Here is a 23,519-nt window from a genome sequence, read left to right as displayed (position 1 = left end):
CCATACCCCGCGGGTGCCCGCGCTAACGACCGGCGGGTTAGCTTCTCCGGGGCGGCGGGTATCGCCGTGTTTACTCCCCGGGGCGCCGGGAACCCGCGGCCCGTGCGACGGGACCAGATGGAGCCGGATCGGCGCAGGTCAGCCCGGGTCGACCCGGGTTCTGGCCGCTCCGGCGGTGTCCTGTTCGACGCGGTGCTGCTGGACCGCGACGGGACGCTGATCGAGGACGTCCCGTACAACGGCGACCCGGAGAAGGTGCGCCCGGTGCCGGGGGCCCGGGCGGCGCTGGACCGGCTGCGGGCGGCCGGCCTGCGGTTGGCCGTGGTGACGAACCAGTCCGGCCTGGCCCGGGGGTACTTCACGGCCGGGCAGATGGCGCGGGTGCACGCCCGGGTGGAGGAGCTGCTCGGGCCGTTCGACGCGTGGCTGGTGTGCCCGCACGACGACGAGGCCGGGTGCCGCTGTCGCAAGCCCGCGCCGGGGCTGCTGCACGCCGCCGCGGCCGGGCTGGGCACCACCGCCGCCCGGTGCGTCATGGTGGGGGACATCGGCCGGGACATGACGGCGGCGCTGGCCGCCGGGGCGAGCGGCATCCTGGTGCCCACCCCGGTGACCCGCGGCGAGGAGGTGGCCGCCGCCCCGGGTACCGCCGCCACCCTCACCGCCGCCGTCGACGAGATCCTGCGTCGGCAGCGCGCCGTCGTGCCGGCCGCGCCCCGTACGGCCGGCACCGTGCTGGTGGTGCGCAGCGACTCGGCGGGGGACGTGCTGGTGACCGGGCCGGGCATCCGGGCGGTGGCGGCGCACGCCGAGCGGGTGGTGCTGCTGTGCGGGCCGCGCGGCCGGGCCGCCGCCGACCTGCTCCCGGGAGTCGACGAGATCGTCGAGTGGCCCCTGGAGTGGATCGACCCGGACGCGGGACCGGTCGACCCGGAGCGCACCCGCCGCCTGGTGGACCGGCTGGCGGCCACGGGCGCGGACGAGGCGGTGGTGTTCACCAGCTTCCACCAGTCGCCGCTGCCGCTGGCGCTGCTGCTGCGGATGGCCGGCCTGCGCCGGGTCAGCGCCATCAGCGACGACTTCCCGGGCAGCCTGCTCGACGTGCGGCACCGCGTACCGGTGGGCGTGCCGGAGCCCGAGCGGGCCTTGTCCCTGGCCGCCGCCGCCGGGTACGCCCTGCCCGCCCACGACCAGCCCCGGCTGCGCCTGCGCCCGGACGCGGTGCCCCCGCCGCCGCCCGGGCTCGACCGGCCCGGGTACGTCGTCGTGCACCCCGGCTCGTCGGCCTCGGCGCGGGCCTGCCCGCCCGAGGTGGCCGCCGGGATCGTCCGGGTGCTCGCCGGGGCCGGGTACCGGGTGGTGGTCACCGGCGGGCCGGACGAGCGCGGGCTGACCGCCCGGGTGGCCGCCGCCGGGGGCCTCGACCTCGGCGGGCACACCGGCCTGACGGAGCTGGCCGGCATCGTCGCCCGCGCGGGGGCGCTGGTGGTCGGCAACACCGGCCCGGCCCACCTGGCCGCCGCGCTCGGCGTGCCGGTGGTCAGCCTCTTCGCCCCCACCGTCCCGTTCGGACAGTGGGGGCCCTACCGGGTGCCCACCGTCCGGCTCGGCGACGCCGACGCGCCGTGCCGGGACACCCGCGCCGTCGCCTGCCCCGTTCCCGGGCATCCCTGCCTGGCCGGCCTCGACCCGGGCGCGGTCCTCGACGCGGTACGCCTGCTCGGCGTGCCCACGGGCCGGCCCGACGCCCCCGACGCCGGGCCGTACGGCGTCGTCCGGCCGCACGCCGGCGGGTCGGCGGTGCCGGCCGGCGGCCGCGGGAGCGGCCGATGAACGTCCTGGTGTGGCACGTGCACGGGTCGTGGACCACGTCCTTCGTGCACGGCCGGCACCGGTACCTGGTGCCGGTCACCCCGGACCGGGGCCCCTACGGGCTCGGCCGGGCCCGCACCTACCGGTGGCCCGGCAGCGCCGTCGAGGTCGCCCCCGCCGAGCTGCGCCGCGCCGAGGTGGACGTCGTCGTCCTCCAGCGGCCCGAGGAGTTCGACCTGGCGTGCGAGTGGCTGGGCCGGCGGGTCGGCCGGGACGTTCCGGCGGTGTACGTGGAGCACAACACGCCCAAGGGCGACGTGCCGAACACCCGCCATCCGATGGCCGACCGGGACGACCTCCTGCTCACCCACGTGACCCACTTCAACGAGCTGTTCTGGGACAACGGCGCCACCCGCACCGCCGTCGTCGAGCACGGCGTCGTCGCCCCGGACGTGGAGTGGACCGGCGAGCTGGAGCGCCTCGCCGTGGTGATCAACGAGCCGGTACGCCGGTGGCGGGTCACCGGCACGGACCTGCTGCCCCGGTTCGCCGCCGTCGCCCCGCTGGACGTCTTCGGCATGGGCGTCGCCGGCCTCGCGCGGCGGCTGGGGCTGCCGCCCGACCGGCTCGCCGAACACGACGACGTGCCGCAGGAGCGGATGCACGCCGAGCTGGCCCGGCGGCGGGCGTACCTGCACCTGTGCCGGTGGACCTCGCTGGGGCTCAGCCTCGTCGAGGCGATGACCATGGGCATGCCGGTGGTCGCGCTGGCCACCACCGAGGCCGTGGCCGCCGTCCCGCCGGAGGCCGGCGCGCTCTCCACCCGGATCGACACGCTGCTGGAGACCGCCCGGCGGTTCGTCGACGATCCGGCGTCCGCCGCCCGGGCGGGCGCGGCGGCCCGGCGGGCGACCCGGGACCGCTACGGCCTGCACCGCTTCCTCGCTGACTGGGACCGGCTGCTGGAGGAGGAAACATGCGGATCGCGATGATCTCGGAGCACGCCAGCCCGCTCGCCGTCCTCGGCGGCGAGGACGCCGGCGGCCAGAACACGCATGTCGCGGAGCTCTCCGCCGCGCTGGTCGCCGCCGGGCACGACGTGCGGGTCTACACCCGCCGCGACGCCGTGGACCTGCCGGTGACGGTCCGCAGCCCCGACGGGTACGACGTCGTGCACGTGCCCGCCGGGCCGGCCGAGCCGGTCGCGAAGGACGCGCTGCTGCCGCACATGCGGGCGTTCGGCCGGTGGCTGGTCGACCGGTGGCGCGCCGGGGACTGGCTGCCCGAGGTGATCCACGCGCACTTCTGGATGAGCGGCCTGGCCGCGCTCGCCGCCGGCCGGCGTACCGGGGTGCCGGTGGTGCAGACGTACCACGCGCTGGGCACGGTGAAGCGGCGCCACCAGGGCGTGCAGGACACCAGCCCGGCCCGCCGCATCGGCTACGAGCTCCAGCTGGGCCGGTCCGTGGACCGGGTGGTCGCCCAGTGCCAGGACGAGGTCGGCGAGCTGGTCCGGATGGGCGTGCCCCGGTCCCGGATGACCGTCGTGCCGTCCGGGGTGAACCTGGCCACGTTCGCGCCGCTGGGTCCCGCCGCCGAGCGCACCCCCGGCCGGGCGCGCATCCTCACCGTCGGCCGCCTGGTCGAGCGCAAGGGCTTCGCCGACGTCGTACGGGCCATGCCGCTGCTGCCCGACGCCGAGTGCGTGATCGTCGGCGGCCCGCCCGAGGGCCTGCTGGAGACCGACCCGCACGCCCGCCGGCTGCGGGCCCTCGCCGCCTCGTGCGGGGTCGCCGACCGGGTGACGCTGGTCGGCGCGGTGCCCCGGGAGGAGATGGGCCGCTGGTACCGCTCGGCCGACGTGCTGGTCGCCGCCCCCTGGTACGAGCCGTTCGGGCTGACCCCCCTGGAGGCGATGGCCTGCGGCGTGCCGGTGGTCGGCACGGCCGTCGGCGGCCTGATCGACACGGTGCTGGACGGGGTGACCGGGGACCTCGTGCCGCCCCGGGACCCGCAGGCCCTGGGCGCCGCGCTCCGGAGCCTGCTCGACGACCGCGTCCGCCGCTTCGCGTACGCCACGGCGGCCCGCGACCGGGCCCGGCGCGGCTACTCCTGGGCCACCACCGCGGAGCGGCTGGCCGGGGTGTACGACGAGGTGGCGGTGCGCCCGGCCACCGGGGTGGTCGCCTGATGGCCGCCGCGCCGGCCGGCCCCGACCGGGCCGCCCCGTCGGTGCTCGACGCCCACCTGGCGAGCCTCGCGGCGGCGCTGCTGCCGTACCGGCGCTGCGAGGAGCTGCTGGCCCGCTGGGGTGGCGAGCTGGCGCACCGGCTGGCGGCCGGGGGTCGGCTGCTGGTGGCCGGCAACGGCGGCAGCGCCGCCGAGGCGCAGCACCTGACCGCCGAACTCGTCGGGCGGCTCCGCGACGAGCGGCAGCCGCTGTCGGCCATCGCGCTGCACGCCGAGACGTCCGCCCTCACCGCGATCGGCAACGACTACGGCTACGACGAGGTCTTCGCCCGGCAGGTACGCGCCCACGGCCGGCCCGAGGACATCCTCCTGCTGCTGTCCACCAGCGGCGTCAGCGCGAACCTGCTCGCCGCCGCCCGCGCCGGACGGGAGGCCGGCCTGCGCTGCTGGGCGTTCACCGGACCCGCCCCCAACCCCCTCGCCGACGCCTGCCACGACGCGCTGGCCATCGCCTCGCCGGACAGCCAGGTGGTCCAGGAACTGCACCTGGTCTCCGCCCACGTGCTCTGCGAGTACGTCGACCGGGTGCTGCCCGCGGCGCTCGCGGCCGCGGGTCGGACGACCGCCACGCGGCCCGGCCGGGCGGCGGGCCGGCCCGGGACGTCGACCCCCGCCGGCCCCGAGCCGGCCGTGCCGGCAGGGCCGCCGGTCCCCGACGGGGCAGAGCCGGTGCGCGCCGGCGTCGAGGTGGTGCTGGACGGCGACGGCGACGCCCAGGTCGAGACCGGACGGGGGAGGCGAGCATGACGGGACCGGTGGTGGTGGTCGGCGACATCCTGCTCGACCGGGACGTGGAGGGGCTGGTGAACCGGCTCTGTCCGGACTCACCGGTGCCGGTCCTCGACGAGTCCGCGGCCGTCGACCGGCCCGGCGGGGCGGGCCTGGCGGCGGTCTTCGCCGCCGCGCAGGGCGCCGAGGTGGCCCTGGTGACCGCGCTCGCGGACGACGAGGGCGCCGCCCGGCTGAGCACGCTGCTCGCCGCCGCCGGGGTGCGGGTGTACCCGCTGCCGCTGCGCGGCGCCACGCCGGAGAAGATCCGGCTGCGGGCCCGGGGTCGGGTGCTGCTGCGGCACGACCGGGGCGGGCCGCCCGGGGAGCCCGGTGAGCCCGGCGACGCCGTGCTGCGGCTGCTGGCCGGCGCGTCCGCGGTGCTGGTCAGCGACTACGGGCGGGGGGTGGCCCGGCAGCCGGCGCTGCGGGCGGCGCTCGCCGCGACCCGCGCCCCGGTGGTGTGGGATCCGCACCCGCGCGGCCCGGCCGCGGTGCCCGGCGTACACCTGGCGACGCCGAACGAGTCGGAGGTACGCGAGCTGGCGAAGACCGCGCCGGGGGTGTCCCGGCTGGCCACCGCGTCGCGGGGCGCGCAGGGACTGCGCCAGCGCTGGCAGGCCGGGGCGGTCGCGGTGACGCTGGGCGGCGACGGGGCGCTGCTCTGCCACGCCGGCTCGACCCCGCTGGTGGTGCCCGCGCCGGCCAACGCCGAGGGCGACACCTGCGGCGCGGGGGACCGGTTCGCGGCCACGGCCAGCATCGCGCTGTCCCGGGGGGCGCTGGTCTCCGAGGCGGTGCAGGCGGCGGTCGAGGAGGCGTCGGCGTACGTGGCGGCCGGGGGCGTGGCCGCCGCCCTGCCCCCGCCCGTGCGGACGGCCCCCGTGGCGGTGTCCCGGCCCGGCGGCGAGCGGATCGGGGTGGGGGCCGCCGCGGCGGTCGTCGCCGAGGTGCGCGCCGCCGGCGGCACCGTGGTCGCCACCGGCGGCTGCTTCGACCTGCTGCACGCCGGCCACGTCGCCACCCTGGAGGCGGCCCGCCAGCTCGGAGACTGCCTGGTCGTCTGCCTGAACTCCGACGCGAGCGTGGCCGGGCTGAAGGGGCCGGACCGGCCGGTGGTGCCGCACAGCGACCGCGGCCGGTTGCTGGCGGCGCTGAGCTGCGTCGACGCGGTGGTCATCTTCGACGAGGCCACCCCGGAGGCGGCGCTGACCTGGCTGCGGCCGGACATCTGGGTCAAGGGCGGCGACTACGCCACCGGCGGCGGCGAGCCGGCGCTGCCCGAGGCGGAGCTGCTGCGCCGCTGGGGCGGGCACACGGTCGTGGTGCCGTACCTGAACGGGCGCTCGACCACCGACATGATCGCCGCCGCCCGCGGTGGCGGGGCCGGCGGCCGAGGGCCCGGGGCGGGCGTGGACCGCGCGACGGCGGAGGGGGCGCGATGACGGGCGATCTCCCCGGGGCGGGGCCGACCGTCCTGGTCACCGGCGGGTCCAGCGGGCTGGGGGCGGCGGTGGTGACGGCCGTGGCCCGGGCCGGCGGGCGGCCCCTGGTGCTGGATCGGCACGCCCCGGCCGACGGGGTGCCGTGGGTGGAGTGCGACCTGGCCGACACCCGGTCCGCCGAGGCGGCGACCCGCGAGCTGGCCGAACGCTCCGGCGGGCTGGACGCCGTGGTGACCGCCGCCGGCATCGACGTCCCCGGCCGGCTCGCCGACGTCCCCGCCGAGACGTGGGAGCGGGTCGTCGCGGTCGACCTGCTCGCCACCGTCGCGGTGATCCGGGCGGCCCTGCCGTGGCTGGAGGCGTCCCGGGGCACCATCGTCACGATCGCCTCGACGCTGGGCGTCAAGGCCGTCAGCGACGCCACGGCGTACTGCGCCGCCAAGTTCGGCGTCGTCGGCTTCACCCGGGCGCTGGCCGCCGAGCTCGCCGGGAGCGTCGGCGTCACCCTGCTCGTCCCCGGCGGCATGCGCACCGCGTTCTTCGACGACCGCGACCCGCAGTACCGGCCCGGGCCCGACGCCGTGCTCAACAACCCCGCCGACACCGCCGCCGCCGTCATGTTCGCGCTGTCCCAGCCGGCCGGCTGCGCCGTACGCGAGCTGGTCGTCTGCGCCGAGCGGGAGACCTCGTACCCGTGATTCTCGTGCTGCGCGCCCTCGGCGTCGGGGACCTCGCCACCGCGGTCCCCGCGCTGCGCGCCCTGCGCGCCGCGGCGCCCGACAGCGAGCTCGCCCTCGTCGCCCCCCGGTGGCTGGGCCCCCTGGTCGAGCTGGTGGGCGGCGTCGACCGCCTCGTCGCGGTCTCCGGCCTCGGCCCGCTGCCCTGGGCCGGCCCGCCCCCCGACCTCGCCGTCAACCTCCACGGGCGCGGCCCGCGCTCGCACCGGGTGCTCGCGGCCACCTGCCCCGGGCGGCTGCTCGCCTTCGCCAACCCGGACGCCGGCCACGTCGACGGGCCGCGGTGGCGCGACGACGAGCACGAGGTCGACCGCTGGGTCCGCCTGCTCGCCTGGTACGGCGTCCCCGCCGACCGCAACGACCTGGCTCTGCGCCGCCCCGCGCCGGGGCCCGCGCCGACCGGGGTGACCGTGCTGCACCCGGGCACGAAGCTGACGGCCAAGCGCTGGCCGGCCGGGCGGTACGCGGCGCTGGCCCGCCGGCTGACCGAGCGCGGGCACCGGGTGGTGGTCACCGGGTCGGCGGAGGAGCGGGAGCTGGCGGCGTGGGTCGCGGACCACGGCGGGCTCGCGCCGGAGGCGGTGCTCGCCGGCCGCACCGACCTCGGGGACCTGGCCGCCCTCGTGGCGTACGCCCGGCTGGTGGTCAGCAACGACACGGGAATCGCCCACCTCGCCACCGCGTACGGCACGCCGTCCGTGGTGCTCTTCGGCCCGGTGCCGCCGGCGCGGTGGGGCCCGCCGGCCGACCGCCCCCGGCACCGGGTGCTCTGGGCCGGCGACCGTGGGCACCCGGCCCCCGACCTGGGCCGGGAGCGCAGCTCGGCGGGGGATTGGCCGGGGCGCGACGGGGGTAGGACCGATCCGGTGTTGGCGGCCGTCGGGCTCGACGAGGTGCTGGCCGCGGTGGACGAGGCGGAACGGGCGGTGCGGATCTCCGGTGCGGTTACGGCGTAGCGATCCGGGCAGGGCGGGGTACGGCCGCCGCCGCCGCGGCAGGGGCTGGCTCTTCCTCGGCCCCGACGGCGCGCCCGTCCGCGACCCGGACGAGCTGGCCCGGCTGCGGGACCTGGTGATCCCGCCCGCGTGGCGGGACGTGTGGATCTGCCCCCACCACAACGGGCACATCCAGGCGACCGGGATCGACGCCGCCGGCCGCAAGCAGTACCTCTACCACCCGGAGTGGCGGCGCAGGCGCGACGAGGCGAAGTTCGACCACGTGCTGGAGGTGGCCCACCGCCTTCCCGTGCTGCGCGAGCGGGTGGCCCGCGACCTGGCGGGCCGGGGACTGAACCGGGACCGGGTGCTCGCCACGGTGACCCGGCTGCTCGACATGGGCATGTTCCGCGTCGGCAGCGACCAGTACGCCGTCGGCGACGACGCCACCTTCGGCGTGGCCACCCTGCGCCCGGAGCACGCCCGCAGCCGGGGCGGCTGCGTGGTCTTCGCGTTCCCCGCCAAGGGCGGGGTGGAGCAGGTTCGGCGGATCGAGGACCCGCAGCTGTGCCAGGTGCTGCTCGACCTGCGCCGGCGGCGGCGCCGGGCGGAGCGGCTGTTCGGCTACTGGGACGGGCGGGACTGGCGGGACGTGCGCAGCGACGAGGTCAACGAGTACCTGCGCGACGCCAGCGGCGGCGAGATGACGGCGAAGGACTTCCGTACCTGGCACGCCACCGTTCTGGCCGCGACCGAGCTGGCCGCCGCCGGACCGGCCCGCTCGGCGACCGCCCGGAAGAGAGCCGTGGCCGCGGTGATGCGGGAGGTGGCGGAGCTGCTCGGCAACACCCCGACCGTCGCGCGGACCTCCTACGTGGACCCCCGGGTGGTCGACCTGTTCCACGACGGGGTGGTGGCGCCGGTGCCGCCCCGGACGCCGCGCGAGCAGGCCGAGCGGCGTGTGCTGGAACTGCTGGAGGAGTTGTGACCGGCCTCGCCGCCGGTCCTGGGGGGACGCGACGGGGCCGGAGCCGGGGCGAGGCGGTGACCGTCCACGCGGGGAGGGCGTGGCCGTTCCGCGCCGACGTCGCGGGTACGGGCCACGGCACCGGGCGGCCGCCCGCGACGCTACCGGTCGCGGGCGCCTCGCCACGGCCCCCCGTTACCTGTGGGCCGTCCCACCGGTGCTACCCGGTGACCGGCCCGTCCCCAGTATGTGGGGACTTCCCGCCGTCCGAGTTGACCGTGGACGCCTGCTCGTTGACGATCCGTGCCTGTTCCCTGCGGTACGCCTGCGGCGTGGTGCCGTACGCGGCCCGGAACGCGCGGCTGAAGTGGGCCTTGTCCTGGAAGCCCCAGCGCAGGGCGAGCACCTGGACCGGCCGGTCGCGCAGCGTCGGGTCGGCCAGGTCCCGCCGGCACCGCTCCAGCCGGCTGGTCCGCACGTACTCGGCGACCGTGGTCTCCTCGGCCTCGAAGAGGCGGTGCAGCGACCGGACCGAGACGTGGTGGGCGTCGGCGATCGTCCGGGGGGCGAGCGCGGGGTCGTCCAGGTTCTCCCGGACGAACGCCCGGATCCGGGTGAGCAGCGCCCGGCGCCGGACCTCCGCCGGCACCTCGTCCTCGGAGACGAGGTACCGGCCGAGCATGGTGGAGATCAGGTCCAGCCCGACGGTGCCGAGCCGGTCGGCGTCGGCGGCGTGGTACTGCTCGGGGTGCCGGGTGATCCGGACCAGGTAGTCCGCGAGCAGCGCCCCCAGCCCCGCGGTGCCGGAGAGCCGGCCGGCGAACAGGGGCGCGAGCCGGTCCACCGGCAGCGGCAGCGCGGCGTGCGGGACGAGCGCCGCGACCGTGGTCGCGGGCTCCCGGCCGGCGTGGCGCCCAGTGTGGGAGACCTCGTGCGGCTGCGAGCAGTCGTAGAAGGTGAAGTCGGCGGTGTCGAACCCGCTGCTGCGGCCGTGCTGGCTGATCCCGCTGCGGCCGGTGGTGGTCAGGGCGAGCGAGTAGACCTCCGGGTCGGAGCAGCGCACCAGCTTGCGGGGCCGGACCGCGTGCAGCGAGGGGTAGCGGTAGCTGATGAGCTGGATCGGCCCCAGCTCGACGACGTCCGCGCGGGCGGCGAAGTCGGCCGTGTGGTCACTGTGGATCCGCAGCGGAGCGGATGTCCGGGCGATCAGGTCCAGCCACATCCCGAACCGGTCGGCCGGTGCCACCACCGTCGTGTCGACGGTGTGTCGCTGCAACATGCGCTCTTCCTCCGGGTCGGGGGCCTGGCCAGCCGGACCGGTCGGGGGTGTGGAACGGGCCGGTCCGGGGAGGCTACTCCGACGGCGCCGGGCCCGTGCCGGCACGCCGTCCCTCCCGGTACGCCCGCGGGCTCGTTCCGTACGCGGCGCGGAACGCGCGGCTGAAGTGGGCCTTGTCCCGGAAGCCCCAGCGGGCGGCGATGGCCTGGACGGGCCGGTCGGCCAGCAGCGGGTCGGTCAGGTCGCGGCGGCAGCGCTCGAGGCGGCGGCGGCGGATCGTGCCGGCGACCGTCTCCTCCTCGTCGGCGAAGAGGCGGTGCAGGGTACGCAGGGCGACGTGGTGGGCGTCGGCGACGGCCTGGGGTGACAGGTCGGGGTCGCCGAGGTGCCGGTCGATGAAGTCCCGTACCTGGGTGAGCAGTGCCTGCTGGCGCATCTCGGCGGGAAGTCGGGCCTCGGTGTCGAGGTGGCGGGCGAGCAGCAGGGAGACCAGGCTGAGGGTGACGTCGGCCAGGTGCGGGGCGTCGCTGACCCGGAACTGCTCGGGGTGCCGGGTGATCTGGTGCAGGTGCTGGGCGAGCAGCGCCCCCGGCCCCTCCGTTCCCGAGATCCGCGCCGCCGACAGGCGGTCCACCTTGTCCGGTTCCAGGGGCAGCAGGGCCCGGGGGATGACCGCGGTGACCGAGGACGCGGCCTCCTGGCCGCGCGGGCCGGGGGCGTGCATGATGGCGTGTGGCCGCCCCCAGTCGACCAGGGTGAAGTCCCCGCTGCCCAACATCGTGTCCCGCCGGCGGGCGCTGATCGCGCTGGCTCCGGACAGGGGCAGGGCCACCTGGTAGACCTCGGGGTCGGCCTGCCGGATCAGCCGGTGCGTCCGCCGCCCGGCCAGGGACTGGTAGCGGAACCGGGTGAGGGCGACCCCGCCGCCGAGCGCGACGAGCCGGGCCCGGCCCTGGAAGTCCGCGGCGTGGTCGCTGGTGATGGCGATGGGCGCGGAGACGCGGGCGCTCACGTCCACCCAGAACGGCCACCGCTCCGGCGGCGGCAGCAGGGTCGTGTCCATCGTCTCGACCCGCAACGTGCTCATCACCGGCCTCCTCTCGCGCTGTCCCTCATTCTCGACGTAGGGGACCCCGTGAACTCGTCGCCGCCCCGGAACCCGGCCCGGGTCAGGCGGTACGGGTCCGGACGAGCGCCGCCACGCCGTCGAGCACCCGGTCGAGCCCGAAGTCGAACTCGTCGTCGGGGTCGTCGTCGCGGTCCAGGACGCCGGCGGCGATGACGGCGTGCAGGGCCGGGAAGCGGTCGGGGTCGGTCAGGCGGGTGAGGAGCCGCCGGTAGTCCGGCATGATCTGCCCGGGTTCCCGTCCCGCCGCGCGGGCCGCCTCGGCGATCTGCACGCCGAGCAGCGCCTCGTTGCGCACGTAGCCCGTGACCAGCAGGATCACCGACATCTTCTCGGCCTCGGTCAGCCCCGTGCCGGCGAGGCAGCGCAGCCCCTGCTCCATCCAGGCGAGCGCGTGCGGGGTCACCGGGGGGCCGCTGATCGGCACCTGGAGGATCCACGGATGCCGGTGCAGGGCGGCCCGCTCCGCCCGGGCCCAGCCGGCCAGTCCGTCCCGCCAGTATCCGCCCGGTTCGGCGACGCGCGGCGGGGCGCCGTAGGCGGCGTCGACCATCAGGGTCAGCAGTTCGTCCTTGGCGCCGACGTACCGGTAGAGCGCCATGGTGGCCGCCCCCAACTCCCGGGCCACCCGGCCCATCGACACCGCCGCGAGCCCCTCGGCGTCGGCCACCCGGACCGCCGCGTCGACGATCCCGGCCACGGTCAGGCCGGGTCGGGGGCCCTTCGCGGCGCGCCCGCGCAGGCCCCAGGCGACCTCGATCGCGAGCGGCAGCGCCGTCGCGGTGTCGTCGTCCGTCGGTTCCACGTCTCCTCCTTGCCGCTCATCCTAGTTCTGCGTATCGTCTACGCAGTAACGCGTATGTCATACGCAGAAGGAGTCCTCCCATGTCCCGGACGCACCAACCACCCCGCGCCGGCCGGCGCGAGTGGATCGGCTTCGCCGTGCTGATGCTGCCGCTGCTGCTGGTCTCGATGGACGTCTCGGTGCTCTACTTCGCCGTCCCGTTCATCAGCGCGGAGCTGCGCCCCACCGGCACGCAGCAACTCTGGATCCTCGACGTCTACGGTTTCGTGCTCGCCGGGCTGCTCGTCACGGCGGGCGCCCTCGGCGACCGGATCGGCCGGCGCCGGCTGCTGCTGCTCGGCGCGACCGCCTTCGGCGCGGCCTCCGTGCTCGCCGCGTACGCCGACGGCCCGGCCACCCTGATCGCCGCCCGCGCCGCCCTCGGCGTCGGCGGGGCCACCCTGATGCCCTCCACCCTGGCCCTGGTGCGGGCCATGTTCGCCGACCCGCGCCAGCGGGGGACCGCGGTGGGCATCTGGACCGCCGCGCTGACCGGCGGGGTCGCCCTGGGCCCGGTGCTCAGCGGCGTCCTGCTCGAACACTTCTGGTGGGGCTCGGTCTTCCTGATCAACATCCCGGCGATGCTGCTGCTCCTGCTGCTCGCCCCGGCCCTGGTGCCGGAGTCTCGCGCCCCGGCCGCCGGCCGCTTCGACCTGGTGGGCGCGGCGCTGTCGCTCGGCACGCTGCTGCCGCTCGTCTACGGCCTGAAGGAACTCACCCGCGACGGCTGGGCCCCGCTGCCCGGCCTCACCCTGGTCGCCGGCGTCGCGCTCGGGGCGCTCTTCCTGTGGCGGCAGCGCGTGGCCGCGTACCCGATGCTGGACCTGGCGTTGTTCCGCCGCCCGGCGTTCGGCGGCGCGCTCGCGGTCAACGTGCTGGCGATGTTCGCCATGGTCGGTTTCGCCATCTTCACCACCCAGCACCTGCAGTCGGTGCTCGGGCTGAGCCCGCTGCGGGCGGCGCTGTGGAGCCTCGTGCCCTCCCTCGCCGTGGGCGGCGTGGCCCCGGCCGCGACCGCGCTCGCCCGGCGGGTGCCCCGGGCGTACCTGATCGGGGCGGGCTTCGCGGTCGCGGCCGGCGGCTTCGCGGTGCTCACCCGGGTCACCGCGGAGTCGGGGCTGTGGGTGCTGCTGGTCGGCGCGAGCGTCTACGCCGCCGGCCTGGTGCTGGTGATGTCCCTGGTCACCGAGCTGGTCCTGGGCGCCGCGCCGCCGCGGCGGGCCGGCGTCGCCTCGGCGCTGGCGGAGTCGAGCAGCGAACTCGGCGGTGCGCTCGGCATGGCCGTCCTGGGCAGCGTGGGCGGCGCGGTGTACCGGCGGGAGATGACCGACGCCCTGCCCGCCGGGCTGCCCGGGGACGCGGTCGCCGCCGCCCGGGAGACCCTCGGCGGCGCCGTGGCGGTGGCCCAGCAGCTGCCGGCCGGCCCGGGTGCGGCCGTGCTGCACGCGGCGCGCGTCGCCTTCGCCGACGGGCTGCACGCGGCGGCGCTGGCCGGCGCGGCGGTCATGGTGCTCGGCCTGGCGATCGCGCTGACGGCGCTGCGCGGCGCCACCGTGCCGCCCGCCGACGCCGAGTGCGCCCCGGACGGTTCAACGGCCCAGGGCGCCCCGGACTCGGCGGCCCAGGGCGCCCCGGGCGCTCCGGTGACAGCCGCCTGATCGTCTGCTGTTCAGTCGTTGAGGACCTGGGCGAGCCGGTCGCGGAAGCGCCGCTCCGAGTCGCTGACGACGTCGCCGCCGAGGCCGAGGATGCCCCCGCTGGACGCCGCGCTCACGACGTGCTCGGCGATCTCCACCAGCCAGTGCCTGTACGCACCGGCCTCGCCCTCGTCCACCCTGGCGGCCAGCAGGCGGGCGGCCCCGGCGGCCCGGCTCAGCACGTCCTCGATCGCGGCGCGGGGATCGGCCGGCTCGATCAGCGGCAGCTCCTCGCCCGCCTCCGGATCGCCCACCCGCACGACGATCTCGCCGGCGACGGCGGCCACGAGCGGGCTGGCCGACTCCCGGCCGGCGGAGATGGTCTCCAGGCCCGCGGCGTTCTCGGCCATGGTGCGGCGGGCGCCGTCGTGCTCGGCGGCGCTCGCCGCGGTCAGCACCGACTGCGGCAGGCCGACCAGCAGCCCCCACTCCTCGTCGGAGAAACCGAACCCGGTGTACGCCGGCTGCTCGATCACGACAACGCTCCTCTCGCTCTCTGCTGTGGACCCCGGCGCGCGGGGCCGGGCTCAGGCTAGTCCAGGGTCAACAGTCCCTGTTCCGACACCACGCGCACCGACAGGGTCTTGTACCCGACCTCGTCGAAGAGCACCGTCATCCGGTCGTCCTCGTAGCTGAGCACCAGCCCGCCGCCCCACTCCGGATGCCGCACCTGGCTGTGCACCGGGAACGGTCCGCGGGCCCCGTCGTCGGCGACGCTGGTGCCGGCGAGGCAGTTGTCGCAGTGCCCGCAGACCTCGGTCATCTGCTCGCCGAAGTAGGCCAGCAGCGCCTGCCCGCGGCAGCCGGTCGTCTCGGCGAAGGCGCGCATCATGTCCGTACGCGACCGCGTGACGGACTGCTGGCGCTCGGCCTCGGCGAGGGCGGCCCGCCCGGCCTCGACGGGCTTCGGGGAGTACCGCGGCGCCCCCAGGCGCTGACCCCGCGGCTCGGCCGCGCCCACCTGCTCCAGCAGCGACAGGTACTGCCCGAGCCTGCGTGGCCCCAGGCCGGTCAGCTCCCGTAGCGCGCCCTTGGTGTGCGGCTCCCGGCGCAGCAGGGCGGCGAGGTCCCGCAGCTCGGTGGCGTCGGGCAGCCCGCCGGTGAAGAACCGCCGCAGTCCGACGTCCTCGGCCTGCCAGAGCAGCAGCACCCGGGCCGGTTCGCCGTCCCGGCCGGCCCGGCCGATCTCCTGGACCTCGGCCGTCCGTTCGGGGTTGGCGAGCTGCTCGGGCGTGATGAACAGGAACTCGGCCCGGCCGGCACGTACCTCCGCGATCGCCTCCGCCTGCTGGGCGGGGGTCTCGTCCGAACTGATCCGCACCGCCCGCAGCTCGGGGCGCCGGCGCTCGTTGAGCGCCGCGATCTGGTCCTGCTGGAGGGCGAGCAGCGGGGAGACGACCACGGTCGGGCCGGGGATCAGGCTGGCCGGGATCTGGTAGATCGCCGACTTGCCGGCGCCGGTGGGCAGCACCACCAGGGCGTCGCGGCGCTTCATCACGGCGCGCATCGCGGCGAGCTGGTTGGGCCGCAGCGTGGTCCAGCCGAACAGCTTGCGCGCGGCACGGCGCAGCGTCGTGGAGTACGTGGACAGCTTCATCGAGGGCTGGAGGTACCCGGGGCCGGCTCCGCCGAAACCGCACCCGCCGGGCGGTGCGGGCGGTTGACGCCGGCCGGCGTGGCATCCATCATGAACGAGAACTCATGAATGCTTGTTCATAACGGGGAGGCCGAGCAGCGTGATCGTCAACAGCCACCAGTCGCAGGCGTGGAACGGGTACGAGGGCCGGCACTGGGCCGACCACCAGGCCCGGTACGACGCCGTCAACAGCGGCTTCAACGAGGCGCTGCTGGCAGCCGTCCGACCCGGCGACCGGGTTCTGGACGTGGGCTGCGGCACCGGCCAGCTCACCCGGCTGGCCGCCCGCCGCGCCGGGGACGGGCACGCGCTCGGCGTCGACCTGTCCGCGCCGATGCTCGACCGGGCCGCCGCCTCGGCCGAGCGGGAGGGCGTGGCGAACGTCCGCTTCGTCCGGGGCGACGCGCAGGTCCACCCGTTCGCCGCCGGGTCGTTCGACGTGGCGCTCAGCCGGTTCGGGGTGATGTTCTTCGCCGACCCGGTCGCCGCGTTCGGCAACGTCGGCCGGGCGCTACGCCCCGGCGGGCGGCTGGCATTCGTCTGCCTCGACGACCTCCGGCACGGCGATCTCGGCAGGGTCCTCGCTGCCCTCGCCGCCCATCTGCCGCCGCCCGGCACCGACGGCACGGCCGCCGCCGAGCCGCTCTCGCTCGCCGATCCGGCCGTCGTCCGACGGGTGCTCGCCGCCGCCGGCTTCGCGGACGTCTCGTGCGCGCCGGCCGAGGCGTCGGGGTGGTGGGGGGCCGACCCGGCCGACGCCGGGCGGTTCCTCGCCGGCTGGGGCCCGCTGCGCCACCAGCTCGACCGCGTCGACCCCGCCACCGCCGACCAGGCGTGCGCCGCGCTGACCGACGCGCTGCGCGCCCATGCGGGCCCCGACGGCGTACGCCTGCGCGGCACCGCCTGGCTGGTCACCGCCACCCGTCCGGCCTGACCCCGGTCCGTGGCCGGCGCCGGACACGGGGGCCGGTGCCGGCCACGGGTCCGAACCGCCCCCCGGGCGGGTGACGACCTAGGATGCCCGTGATGTCACCGAGGAGAGCCGCGGCGCTGCGCGGCGGCGAGCGGAGCCTGCGCGAGCACCTGATCGCCGCCGCCGGACGGCTGGTCGCCCGCCGGGGCGCGGTCGGGCTGACCGTGCGCGACATCGCCCGCGAGGCGCAGGTGGCCGACGGTGTGCTCTACAACCACTTCGCCGACAAGGAGGAGTTGCTCGCCCACGCGCTGGCCGCGCACGTGCGGGCCGCCGAGGCGGCACTGGCGGGGGCGCCCCCGCGGCCGGGCGACGGCACGGTGGAGGCGAACGTCCGGGCGTACCTGGACCGGGCGCTCGCGCTGCACGTGGCGGTCCTGCCGGCCATGGCCGGCCTGGTCGCCCAGCCCAAGCTGCTCGCCCGGCTGACCGAACTGCCCGACCCGCTCGGCGGCGGACAGAGCCTGCGGACGGAGCTGGCCGACTACCTGCGCGCCGAGCGGGACCTCGGCCGGGTGGCGGCGGACGCCAGCCCGGAGGCGTTCGCCGCGCTGGTCGTCGGGGTGTGCCACGACCTCGTCCTCAACCACCTGCTGCACCGGCCCGGCCCGGCCCCGGAGCCCTCGGCCCGGCTGGTCGACGACCTGACCCGCACCCTGCTGCGCGGCGTCCTCCCGCCCTGACCGGTCCCGCGCGGAGGGATACGGCCCGTGCCGCGCGGAGGATCACCTGGCCCGCGCCGCGCGGAGGGTGGGTCGGCAGGTTGCGGCCTTTGGAGTTGCCCGCGTAGGTGGGGCAGCGCGGGGTCTGGGTCTCCACGACATGCCCCGCCCCGGCGGGCGGCGGACGGCCGGGCCGGCCGCGGGAGCGGGTAGCACGAACGGGGCAGCTCCACAGGGGGCCGCACAGGGTTGTCCACGACCCGGCCTTCGGACGAGGTGGCGTTGTGCTGCTGCCGCACAATGTGCCGATGACCGACGACCGTCCTGTTGCGACACCGCAGGCCGGGGCTGGGCGAAGGGGCGCTTCCCGGCTGCCGGTCCTGCTGGCCCTCGCGCTCGTGCTCGGCTGGGCGGTGCTGGGACTCACCGGGCGGGGCCCGTGGCCGTTTCCCGGGCTCTCCGTCGACCTGAGCTGGGTGCGGATGCATCCGTGGTTTCTCGCGGACGTGCTGTGTACTCGGAGGGCTCAGCGCAGCCGGGGGAGCACCTCGCGTTGGTACAGGTCGAACAGGCCCTGGTGGTGGGGGCCGGTGTTGGCCACGTAGACCTCGTCGAAGCCGGCCTTGGCGTACTGCTCGATCATCTCCAGGTGCGCGTCGGCGCTGTTGCCGCAGACGAAGGACTTCTTCATCATCTCTGGCTGCACGAGCTGCCCGGCCTGCTCGAAGTGCCGGGGCGAGGGGAGCACCTGGGACAGCTCGCCCGGCACGCCCGCGTTGGGCCACTTCTCGTACGCGATCCGCGCGCCCTCGTCCTCGCTGTCGGCGTACGCGGCCTTGAAGCCGGCCTGGCAGGGCTTGTCGCCGCCGCCGTTGTCGCGGAACCGGCGGACCAGGTCGGCGTCGGGCCTGGTGCAGACGAACCCGTCGCCGACGCGGGCGGCCAGGTCGACGGCCTTGGGGCCGAAGCCGGAGACGTAGACCGGCGGCGGGGTGTCCGGCCGGGTGTAGATCCGGGCGTGCTCGACGGTGTAGTGCCTGCCGTGGTGGTTGACGAACGTGTCCCGCCACAGCTTCCGCATCACCTCGACGGCCTCCTCCAGCATCTCCAGCCGGACGTCGGCCTGCGGCCACGCCGCGCCGAGGATGTGCTCGTTGAGCGCCTCGCCGCTGCCGACGCCGAGGACGAACCGGCCGTCGTACAGCACGGCGCTGGTGGCCGCGGCCTGGGCGACCACCGCCGGGTGGATGCGCATGGTCGGGCACGTCACCGCCGTGGTGACCGGCAGCGAGCAGACCTGGCTCAGCGCCCCGATCAGCGACCAGACGAACGGGCTCTGGCCCTGGGCGTCCGTCCACGGGTGGTAGTGGTCGGAGATCCACAGCGCGTCGAAGCCGGCCCGCTCGGCGGCTCGTGCCTGATCCAGCAGCTCGGCCGGGGTGTACTCCTCGCAGGACAGGAAATAGCCGATCTTCATCGTTCCCCCTCGCCGTGTCGCGGTGCCGGTCGCACCGGGTGGACAACGAGGCCGTACCCCGGCGCGCCGGGCTCAACCCGCCGGACCGCGCCGACGGGGAGGCGGCGACTGTCAGCGGCGGAACATCGCCCGGATGGCGACGAGCAGGAGCAGGCCGCCGACGACCAGGCCGAGCAGGCGTACGCCGGGCACGTCGGCCGCGCTCGTGGCGTCGGCGAACGTCGAGGGGAACATGCCGGAACTCTTCCACGAGGGCCCCGGCGACGCCAGCCCGTAACAGTAAGGTTTATTGACTATTACGTGGCGCGGTGTGACCATGGCAGCACCGCCGCGGCCCGCGGCCGGGATCCGAGACGGAAACAGACGGGGGTACGGCAGCCGCATGAGCAGCGCACCGACGGGGAACCTGGCGAGCCTGGCCGCCGCCGTCCTGCAACCGGGCTTCGTGGGCACCACCCCACCGCCGTGGGTCCGCCGCTGGCTCGGTGAGGGGCTCGGCTCGGTGGTGCTGTTCGCCCGCAACATCGTCGACCTCGACCAGGTCGCCGCGCTGACCGCCGCGCTGCGCGCCGAGCGGCCGGACGTCGTCGTCGGCATCGACGAGGAGGCCGGCGACGTCACCCGCATCGAGTCCGCCCGGGGCAGCTCCCGGCCGGGCAACCTGGCGCTCGGCGCGATCGACGACCCCGAGCTGACCGCGGAGGTCGCCCGCGACCTGGGCCGGGAGCTGGCCTCCGTGGGCGTCACCCTCAACTACGCGCCGGACGCCGACGTCAACTCCAACCCGGACAACCCCGTGATCGGCGTACGCTCCTTCGGCTCCGACCCGGCCCTGGTCGCCCGGCACACCGCCGCCTGGGTCGCCGGTCTGCAGGCCGGCGGGGTGGCCGCCTGCGCCAAGCACTTCCCCGGCCACGGCGACACCCGCGTCGACTCGCACCACGACCTGCCCCGCATCGGCGGCACCCGCCAGCGGCTCCACGCCGCCGAGCTGGTGCCGTTCCGGGCCGCCGTGGCGGCCGGGGTGCAGGCGGTGATGACCGGGCACCTGCTCGTACCGGCGCTGGACCCCGGGCTGCCGGCCACCCTCAGCCCCCGCATCCTCGGCGGCCTGCTGCGCGACGAGATGGGCTTCCAGGGCGTGGTGGTCACGGACGCGGTGGAGATGCGGGCGGTCGCCGACCGGTACGGCTTCGCCGGTGCGGCCGTCCGCGCCCTCGCCGCCGGGGCCGACGCGATCTGCGTCGGTGGCGAGCGGGCCGGCGAGGACGCCGCCGACGAGCTGCGCGCCGCGATCGTCGCCGCGGTGCTCTCCGGGGAGCTGCCCGAGGAACGGCTGGCCGAGGCGGCCAAGCGGGTCGCCCAGCTCGCCGCCTGGACGGTGGCCGCCCGCGCCGGCGCCCCCACCCGTCCCGCCGGGAACCCCGACGGCTCCCCGGTCGGGCTGGCCGCGGCCCGCCGGGCGGTCCGGGTGACGGCCGGCCCGTACGCCCCGGGACTGCCGCTGGCCGCCGCCCCGCACGTGGTCGAGTTCGAGCCCCCGCGCAACATCGCGATCGGCGCGGAGACCCCCTGGGGCGTGGCCGCCCCCCTCACGGACCTGCTCCCCGGCACCACCTCCGTACGCGTCGCGGCGGACCCACCCGCCGACCCGGCGGTGGGCGCGGCCGGGCGACCGCTGGTGCTGGTCGTCCGCGACCTGCACCGGCACGACTGGATGCGGGCCGCCGTGCGGCGGGCCCTCGCCGCCCGGCCGGACGCGGTGGTGGTCGAGCTGGGGGTGCCGGCCCTGGTCACCGGGGCGGTGCACGTCGCCACGCACGGCGCCACCCGGGCCGCCGCCCGGGCCGCCGCCGAACTGCTCGCGGGGGCCGTCAGGCGGCCGTGACGAGGTCGGCGTACTCCGGGTGGCGCTCGATGAAGGCCGTCATGAACGGGCACTCCGACACGATCCGGTCGCCCCGATCCCGTACCTGGTCGAGGGCGGCCCGCACCAGCGCGGAGCCGACCCCCATGTCCCGGAAGCGGGGGTCGACCTCGGTGTGGGTGAACACGAGGACGTCGCCGCGGGGGACGTACGCGGCGAACCCGGCCAGCGCGTCGTCGACCAGGATCTCGAACCGCCTGCGGGCGGAGTTGTCCTCGACCAGGAAGCTCACCCTGTCATTGTGCCGCCGGCCGGGGCCAGCCGGCCCAGTTCCGCGAGCAACCCGTCCACCCCGTCCGGCACGGTGCCGATCGCGTTGCTGCCGGCGGTCACCGCGACGAGCTGCACTCAAGGGGCATTTCCTTTCACCTCGTACGCTTGATCGCGTGACGAACCGACTCGGTACCACCCCGCGCATCCCCACCCGCCGCGCCGGCGGCCTGCTGGCCGGCCTGGCGCTCGGCGTCGCCCTGCTCGCCGGTTGCAGCTCCGAGGGCGCCTCCACCGACTGCGGCCTGGACGCCTGCACGGTCACGTTCGACCGGGGCGTCGAGGCGAACGCCACGATCCTCGGCGTCGAGGCCAAGCTCGTCGGTGCCCAGGGCGACCAGGTGACCGTCGAGGTCGCCGGCGAGCAGCTGTCGCTGACCGTGGGCCAGCAGGCCACCGAGGTCGGCGGCTTCGCGGTGACGCTGGACAGCGTCACCGAGGACCAGGTGAAGATCCGGGTCTCGCGTAACCCCAGCAACTGAGGCCGCCCCGCCGGCGGTGGGCGACGTTTGGGAATCTTCGCGAACGGAGATTGTGACGCCATGTCACTCACCCATGCCGAGGCCACCGCCGCGCGGGCCGCGAACAGCAGGTGGCTGGAACTCCTCGCCCGGGCCGGCTTCATCGGCTACGGGGTCGTGCATCTTCTCTTTGCCTGGCTGGCGCTGCAGATCGCGTTCGGCCGGTCGTCCGGCGCCAGCGGCGACCAGTCCGGGGCGCTCCGCACCCTGGCGGACGAGCCGCTGGGCCGGTTCCTCTGCGCGGCGATCGCCGTCGGCCTGCTCGCCATGGCCGTGTGGCAGGCGCTGGAGGCCGCCCTCGGGCACCGGCCCGAGCAGGGCCGCGAGCGGGTCGCCGAGCGGCTCGCCTCCGTCGGGCGCGCGCTGGTCTATCTCTACTTCGCCTGGATCGCCTGGAAGGTCTTCTCCGGCGCCGGGTCCAGCGCGGACCAGCAGGAGGCGCTGACCGGCAGGCTCATGACCTCCTCCGGCGGGCGCTGGCTGGTCGGCCTGGCCGGGCTGGTGCTCGCCGCGATCGGCGTCGGGCTCGTGGTCTACGGGGCGAGGAAGAAGTTCCTCCGGCACCTGAAGACGGGGGAGATGACCCCGCGCACCAACACCCTGGCCCGGCGGCTCGGCACGGCCGGCTACGTCGCCAAGGGCGTCGCGTACGGCATCGCCGGTCTGCTGGTCGTGGTGGCGGCGCTGACGTACGACCCGGAGAAGGCCCGCGGCCTGGATGCCGCCCTGCGCCTGTTGCAGCAGCAGTCCTACGGCCCGCTGCTGCTCACCCTCGTCGCCCTCGGCATCGCCGCCTTCGGCGTCTACTGTTTCCTCCAGTCCCGCTACCGCAGGGTCTGACCTGGTCGTATCGGGTTGAGACGGGCATCATTGGGCTTTTGCCCGCGACGACGTGCCCGGCTGGAGGGGGACAGAAACCTTGCACAACTACTTCACCACGGTCGTCGCCGCGCTCGCCGCGGCGGCGATCGCGCTTTTCTGCGTCGCGGTGGCGCACCGGCTGACCGGGCGGCTCGGGCGGCGATCGCTGCTGATGACCGAGCTGGCCGAGCACGCCCACCGCCCGTTCCAGGTGGCGGCGACCGTCCTCGCCGTGCAGTTCGCCGTCCGACTCGGCACCGGCTACGCGGCCGACGCCCGGTGGCGGCAGGTGGCGTTGCACGCGCTGGTGCTCGCCGTCATCACGGCCGTCGCCTGGCTGGTCGCCTCGCTGCTGGTGGTGGTCGAGGACGTGGCGCTGGCCCGGTTCCGGGTCGACGTGCCGGACAACCGGCACGCCCGCCGCGTACGCACCCAGGTGGTGCTGCTGCGCCGGCTGACCATCGCGGTGACCGTGGTGCTGACGGTCGGCGTGATGCTGATGACCTTTCCCAGCGTCCGTGGCGTGGGGGCCGGCGTGCTGACCTCCGCCGGCGTCGTCGGTGTGGTGGCGGCGCTGGCCGCGCAGAGCCTGCTCGGCAACGTCCTCGCCGGCCTCCAGCTCGCCTTCAGCGACGCGGTGCGCCTCGACGACGTGGTGGTCGTCGAGGGGGAGTGGGGCCGGATCGAGGAGCTGACGCTCAGCTACGTGGTGGTCCAGATCTGGGACGACCGGCGGTTGATCCTGCCCACCTCGTACTTCACCAGCACGCCGTTCCAGAACTGGACGCGGACGGAGGCGGCGGTGCTGGGCACGGCCGAGTTCGACGTCGACTGGTCGGTCGACGTGCAGGCCATGCGGGAGGAGTTGCGCCGGCTGGTGGAGGGCAGCGACCTGTGGGACGGGCGGGTCTGCGTGCTCCAGGTGACCGACGCGACCGGCGGCCTGGTCAAGGTCCGCGCGCTGGTCAGCGCGGCGGACGCGGGCAGCCTGTGGGACCTGCGCTGCCTGGTGCGGGAGCACCTCGTCGGCTGGGTGCGGGACCACCGGCCCACCGCCCTGCCCCGGATGCGCGCCGAGGTCGGCGACGCCGCGGGCGCCCTGCCCTGGCAGTCGGTGGCGCCCCGCCGGCCGGCGCGTCGGCTGCCCGAGGCCGACGTGCCCGACGACGCCCGGCTCTTCGGCGGCAGCGAGGACGGCGACGCGCGCAGCGAGGCGTTCGTCGGCCCGGAGGAGCCCGTCGAGGCGCGCCGCTGAGGACGCGGCCCCGCGGCCCCCGCCGCCGCCCCGCGTGGGCGGCGACGGGGGCCGTCGGCGCGGGCGGGGCACGTGAC

23 protein-coding genes are annotated in these 23,519 nt (G+C 76.3%); 15 read left to right on the top strand and 8 right to left on the bottom strand.

Translation table 11 applies throughout. The features are described 5' to 3' along the window. The first annotated feature begins 117 nt into the window (after positions 1–117). Genes ABGB16_RS17860 through ABGB16_RS17825 form a run of 8 tightly spaced genes read left to right on the top strand, consistent with a single transcriptional unit; the run spans position 118 to position 8,935 of the window. Entirely contained in the window at positions 118–1,833 is a 1,716-nt protein-coding gene (locus tag ABGB16_RS17860; protein WP_347669227.1) for an HAD-IIIA family hydrolase, read from the top strand. Beyond that, the gene (locus ABGB16_RS17855; protein WP_347669206.1) at positions 1,830–2,804 is read left to right on the top strand and encodes a glycosyltransferase; all 975 of its coding nucleotides are present in this window, start codon (positions 1,830–1,832) and stop codon (positions 2,802–2,804) included. Before ABGB16_RS17860 ends, ABGB16_RS17855 begins: the two co-directional genes overlap by 4 nt. After that, the gene (locus ABGB16_RS17850) at positions 2,789–4,003 is read left to right on the top strand and encodes a glycosyltransferase (protein WP_347669205.1); all 1,215 of its coding nucleotides are present in this window, start codon (positions 2,789–2,791) and stop codon (positions 4,001–4,003) included. The genes ABGB16_RS17855 and ABGB16_RS17850 overlap by 16 nt, the downstream gene beginning before the upstream one ends. Continuing rightward, complete coding sequence (locus ABGB16_RS17845) at positions 4,003–4,809, top strand: SIS domain-containing protein (protein WP_347669204.1); 807 nt, start codon at positions 4,003–4,005, stop codon at positions 4,807–4,809. The genes ABGB16_RS17850 and ABGB16_RS17845 overlap by 1 nt, the downstream gene beginning before the upstream one ends. After that, a complete protein-coding gene (locus ABGB16_RS17840) occupies positions 4,806–6,275 on the top strand; it encodes a PfkB family carbohydrate kinase (RefSeq protein ID WP_347669203.1) in 1,470 nt (489 codons plus the stop codon). Before ABGB16_RS17845 ends, ABGB16_RS17840 begins: the two co-directional genes overlap by 4 nt. Further along, positions 6,272–6,973 (top strand): SDR family oxidoreductase, encoded by a 702-nt coding sequence (locus ABGB16_RS17835; protein ID WP_347669202.1) that lies wholly within the window; start codon positions 6,272–6,274, stop codon positions 6,971–6,973. Before ABGB16_RS17840 ends, ABGB16_RS17835 begins: the two co-directional genes overlap by 4 nt. Further along, the gene (locus tag ABGB16_RS17830; RefSeq protein WP_347669201.1) at positions 6,970–7,968 is read left to right on the top strand and encodes a glycosyltransferase family 9 protein; all 999 of its coding nucleotides are present in this window, start codon (positions 6,970–6,972) and stop codon (positions 7,966–7,968) included. The genes ABGB16_RS17835 and ABGB16_RS17830 overlap by 4 nt, the downstream gene beginning before the upstream one ends. Beyond that, positions 7,952–8,935, top strand: a complete 984-nt coding sequence (locus ABGB16_RS17825) for a DNA topoisomerase IB (protein WP_347669200.1) — start codon at positions 7,952–7,954, stop codon at positions 8,933–8,935. The genes ABGB16_RS17830 and ABGB16_RS17825 overlap by 17 nt, the downstream gene beginning before the upstream one ends. 199 nt (positions 8,936–9,134) lie before the next feature. On the opposite strand, the gene ABGB16_RS17820 is transcribed toward ABGB16_RS17825, so the two are convergent. From ABGB16_RS17820 to ABGB16_RS17810, 3 genes are all read right to left on the bottom strand, one after another. Beyond that, positions 9,135–10,193 carry a helix-turn-helix domain-containing protein gene (locus ABGB16_RS17820; protein WP_347669199.1) on the bottom strand — a complete coding sequence of 353 codons (1,059 nt, stop codon included), beginning with the start codon at positions 10,191–10,193 and terminating at the stop codon, positions 9,135–9,137. 73 nt (positions 10,194–10,266) lie between these two features. Next, positions 10,267–11,280: a helix-turn-helix domain-containing protein gene (locus ABGB16_RS17815; RefSeq protein WP_347669198.1), complete on the bottom strand. Its 1,014-nt coding sequence runs from the start codon at positions 11,278–11,280 to the stop codon at positions 10,267–10,269. A gap of 82 nt (positions 11,281–11,362) precedes the next feature. Continuing rightward, a complete protein-coding gene (locus ABGB16_RS17810; protein WP_347669197.1) occupies positions 11,363–12,124 on the bottom strand; it encodes a TetR/AcrR family transcriptional regulator in 762 nt (253 codons plus the stop codon). Between the two features lie 80 nt (positions 12,125–12,204). Between ABGB16_RS17810 and ABGB16_RS17805 the strand changes: the two genes are divergently transcribed. Further along, entirely contained in the window at positions 12,205–13,821 is a 1,617-nt protein-coding gene (locus tag ABGB16_RS17805; protein WP_347669196.1) for an MFS transporter, read from the top strand. An 11-nt stretch (positions 13,822–13,832) separates the two neighbouring features. Here the strand turns inward: ABGB16_RS17805 and ABGB16_RS17800 are convergent, their stop codons facing one another. Then, positions 13,833–14,336, bottom strand: coding sequence for a hypothetical protein (locus ABGB16_RS17800; RefSeq protein ID WP_347669195.1), 504 nt, complete (start codon positions 14,334–14,336; stop codon positions 13,833–13,835). Positions 14,337–14,392: 56 nt separating this feature from the next. Beyond that, entirely contained in the window at positions 14,393–15,457 is a 1,065-nt protein-coding gene (locus tag ABGB16_RS17795) for a DUF3553 domain-containing protein (protein ID WP_347669194.1), read from the bottom strand. 139 nt (positions 15,458–15,596) lie between these two features. Here ABGB16_RS17795 and ABGB16_RS17790 point away from each other — a divergent pair, with 139 nt between their 5' ends. Both ABGB16_RS17790 and ABGB16_RS17785 read left to right on the top strand, forming a co-directional pair. After that, complete coding sequence (locus ABGB16_RS17790; protein WP_347669193.1) at positions 15,597–16,430, top strand: methyltransferase domain-containing protein; 834 nt, start codon at positions 15,597–15,599, stop codon at positions 16,428–16,430. 92 nt (positions 16,431–16,522) lie between these two features. Beyond that, positions 16,523–17,152, top strand: coding sequence for a helix-turn-helix domain-containing protein (locus tag ABGB16_RS17785; RefSeq protein ID WP_347669192.1), 630 nt, complete (start codon positions 16,523–16,525; stop codon positions 17,150–17,152). Between the two features lie 505 nt (positions 17,153–17,657). Here ABGB16_RS17785 and ABGB16_RS17780 read toward each other — a convergent pair. Continuing rightward, positions 17,658–18,608, bottom strand: coding sequence for a TIGR03557 family F420-dependent LLM class oxidoreductase (locus ABGB16_RS17780; RefSeq protein WP_347669191.1), 951 nt, complete (start codon positions 18,606–18,608; stop codon positions 17,658–17,660). A 111-nt stretch (positions 18,609–18,719) separates the two neighbouring features. Next, the gene (locus ABGB16_RS17775; protein WP_347669190.1) at positions 18,720–18,842 is read right to left on the bottom strand and encodes a hypothetical protein; all 123 of its coding nucleotides are present in this window, start codon (positions 18,840–18,842) and stop codon (positions 18,720–18,722) included. A 148-nt stretch (positions 18,843–18,990) separates the two neighbouring features. Between ABGB16_RS17775 and ABGB16_RS17770 the strand changes: the two genes are divergently transcribed. After that, positions 18,991–20,496: a glycoside hydrolase family 3 N-terminal domain-containing protein gene (locus ABGB16_RS17770; protein WP_347669189.1), complete on the top strand. Its 1,506-nt coding sequence runs from the start codon at positions 18,991–18,993 to the stop codon at positions 20,494–20,496. Here the strand turns inward: ABGB16_RS17770 and ABGB16_RS17765 are convergent. Continuing rightward, complete coding sequence (locus ABGB16_RS17765; protein ID WP_347669188.1) at positions 20,483–20,767, bottom strand: GNAT family N-acetyltransferase; 285 nt, start codon at positions 20,765–20,767, stop codon at positions 20,483–20,485. The two genes, ABGB16_RS17770 and ABGB16_RS17765, sit on opposite strands and share 14 nt — an antisense overlap. A 154-nt stretch (positions 20,768–20,921) precedes the next feature. Here ABGB16_RS17765 and ABGB16_RS17760 point away from each other — a divergent pair, with 154 nt between their 5' ends. The 3 genes from ABGB16_RS17760 to ABGB16_RS17750 all read left to right on the top strand — a co-directional run bounded on the left by ABGB16_RS17760 (position 20,922) and on the right by ABGB16_RS17750 (position 23,442). Then, positions 20,922–21,287, top strand: a complete 366-nt coding sequence (locus tag ABGB16_RS17760) for a hypothetical protein (RefSeq protein ID WP_347669187.1) — start codon at positions 20,922–20,924, stop codon at positions 21,285–21,287. 60 nt (positions 21,288–21,347) lie between these two features. Then, positions 21,348–22,166 carry a DUF1206 domain-containing protein gene (locus tag ABGB16_RS17755; protein WP_347669186.1) on the top strand — a complete coding sequence of 273 codons (819 nt, stop codon included), beginning with the start codon at positions 21,348–21,350 and terminating at the stop codon, positions 22,164–22,166. Between the two features lie 79 nt (positions 22,167–22,245). Next, positions 22,246–23,442: a mechanosensitive ion channel family protein gene (locus ABGB16_RS17750; RefSeq protein WP_347669185.1), complete on the top strand. Its 1,197-nt coding sequence runs from the start codon at positions 22,246–22,248 to the stop codon at positions 23,440–23,442. The last annotated feature ends 77 nt before the right edge of the window (positions 23,443–23,519 follow it).

It is taken from the genome of Micromonospora sp. B11E3, assembly GCF_039871625.1.
In the GTDB taxonomy this organism is placed as follows: domain Bacteria; phylum Actinomycetota; class Actinomycetes; order Mycobacteriales; family Micromonosporaceae; genus Micromonospora.
Note: the sequence above shows the minus strand (reverse complement) of the source record. Positions and strands in the feature narration are given on the sequence as shown.

What these genes read in the sequence shown, in the direction of transcription:
- ABGB16_RS17860 (WP_347669227.1), top strand. Translation starts at nt 118, where the DNA reads ATGGAGCCGGATCGGCGCAGGTCAGCCCGGGTCGACCCGGGTTCTGGC.
- ABGB16_RS17780 (WP_347669191.1), bottom strand. Translation starts at nt 18,608, where the DNA reads ATGAAGATCGGCTATTTCCTGTCCTGCGAGGAGTACACCCCGGCCGAG.
- ABGB16_RS17805 (WP_347669196.1), top strand. Translation starts at nt 12,205, where the DNA reads ATGTCCCGGACGCACCAACCACCCCGCGCCGGCCGGCGCGAGTGGATC.
- ABGB16_RS17850 (WP_347669205.1), top strand. Translation starts at nt 2,789, where the DNA reads ATGCGGATCGCGATGATCTCGGAGCACGCCAGCCCGCTCGCCGTCCTC.
- ABGB16_RS17845 (WP_347669204.1), top strand. Translation starts at nt 4,003, where the DNA reads ATGGCCGCCGCGCCGGCCGGCCCCGACCGGGCCGCCCCGTCGGTGCTC.
- ABGB16_RS17795 (WP_347669194.1), bottom strand. Translation starts at nt 15,457, where the DNA reads ATGAAGCTGTCCACGTACTCCACGACGCTGCGCCGTGCCGCGCGCAAG.
- ABGB16_RS17835 (WP_347669202.1), top strand. Translation starts at nt 6,272, where the DNA reads ATGACGGGCGATCTCCCCGGGGCGGGGCCGACCGTCCTGGTCACCGGC.
- ABGB16_RS17770 (WP_347669189.1), top strand. Translation starts at nt 18,991, where the DNA reads ATGAGCAGCGCACCGACGGGGAACCTGGCGAGCCTGGCCGCCGCCGTC.
- ABGB16_RS17755 (WP_347669186.1), top strand. Translation starts at nt 21,348, where the DNA reads ATGTCACTCACCCATGCCGAGGCCACCGCCGCGCGGGCCGCGAACAGC.
- ABGB16_RS17775 (WP_347669190.1), bottom strand. Translation starts at nt 18,842, where the DNA reads ATGTTCCCCTCGACGTTCGCCGACGCCACGAGCGCGGCCGACGTGCCC.
- ABGB16_RS17840 (WP_347669203.1), top strand. Translation starts at nt 4,806, where the DNA reads ATGACGGGACCGGTGGTGGTGGTCGGCGACATCCTGCTCGACCGGGAC.
- ABGB16_RS17785 (WP_347669192.1), top strand. Translation starts at nt 16,523, where the DNA reads ATGTCACCGAGGAGAGCCGCGGCGCTGCGCGGCGGCGAGCGGAGCCTG.
- ABGB16_RS17820 (WP_347669199.1), bottom strand. Translation starts at nt 10,193, where the DNA reads ATGTTGCAGCGACACACCGTCGACACGACGGTGGTGGCACCGGCCGAC.
- ABGB16_RS17815 (WP_347669198.1), bottom strand. Translation starts at nt 11,280, where the DNA reads ATGAGCACGTTGCGGGTCGAGACGATGGACACGACCCTGCTGCCGCCG.
- ABGB16_RS17855 (WP_347669206.1), top strand. Translation starts at nt 1,830, where the DNA reads ATGAACGTCCTGGTGTGGCACGTGCACGGGTCGTGGACCACGTCCTTC.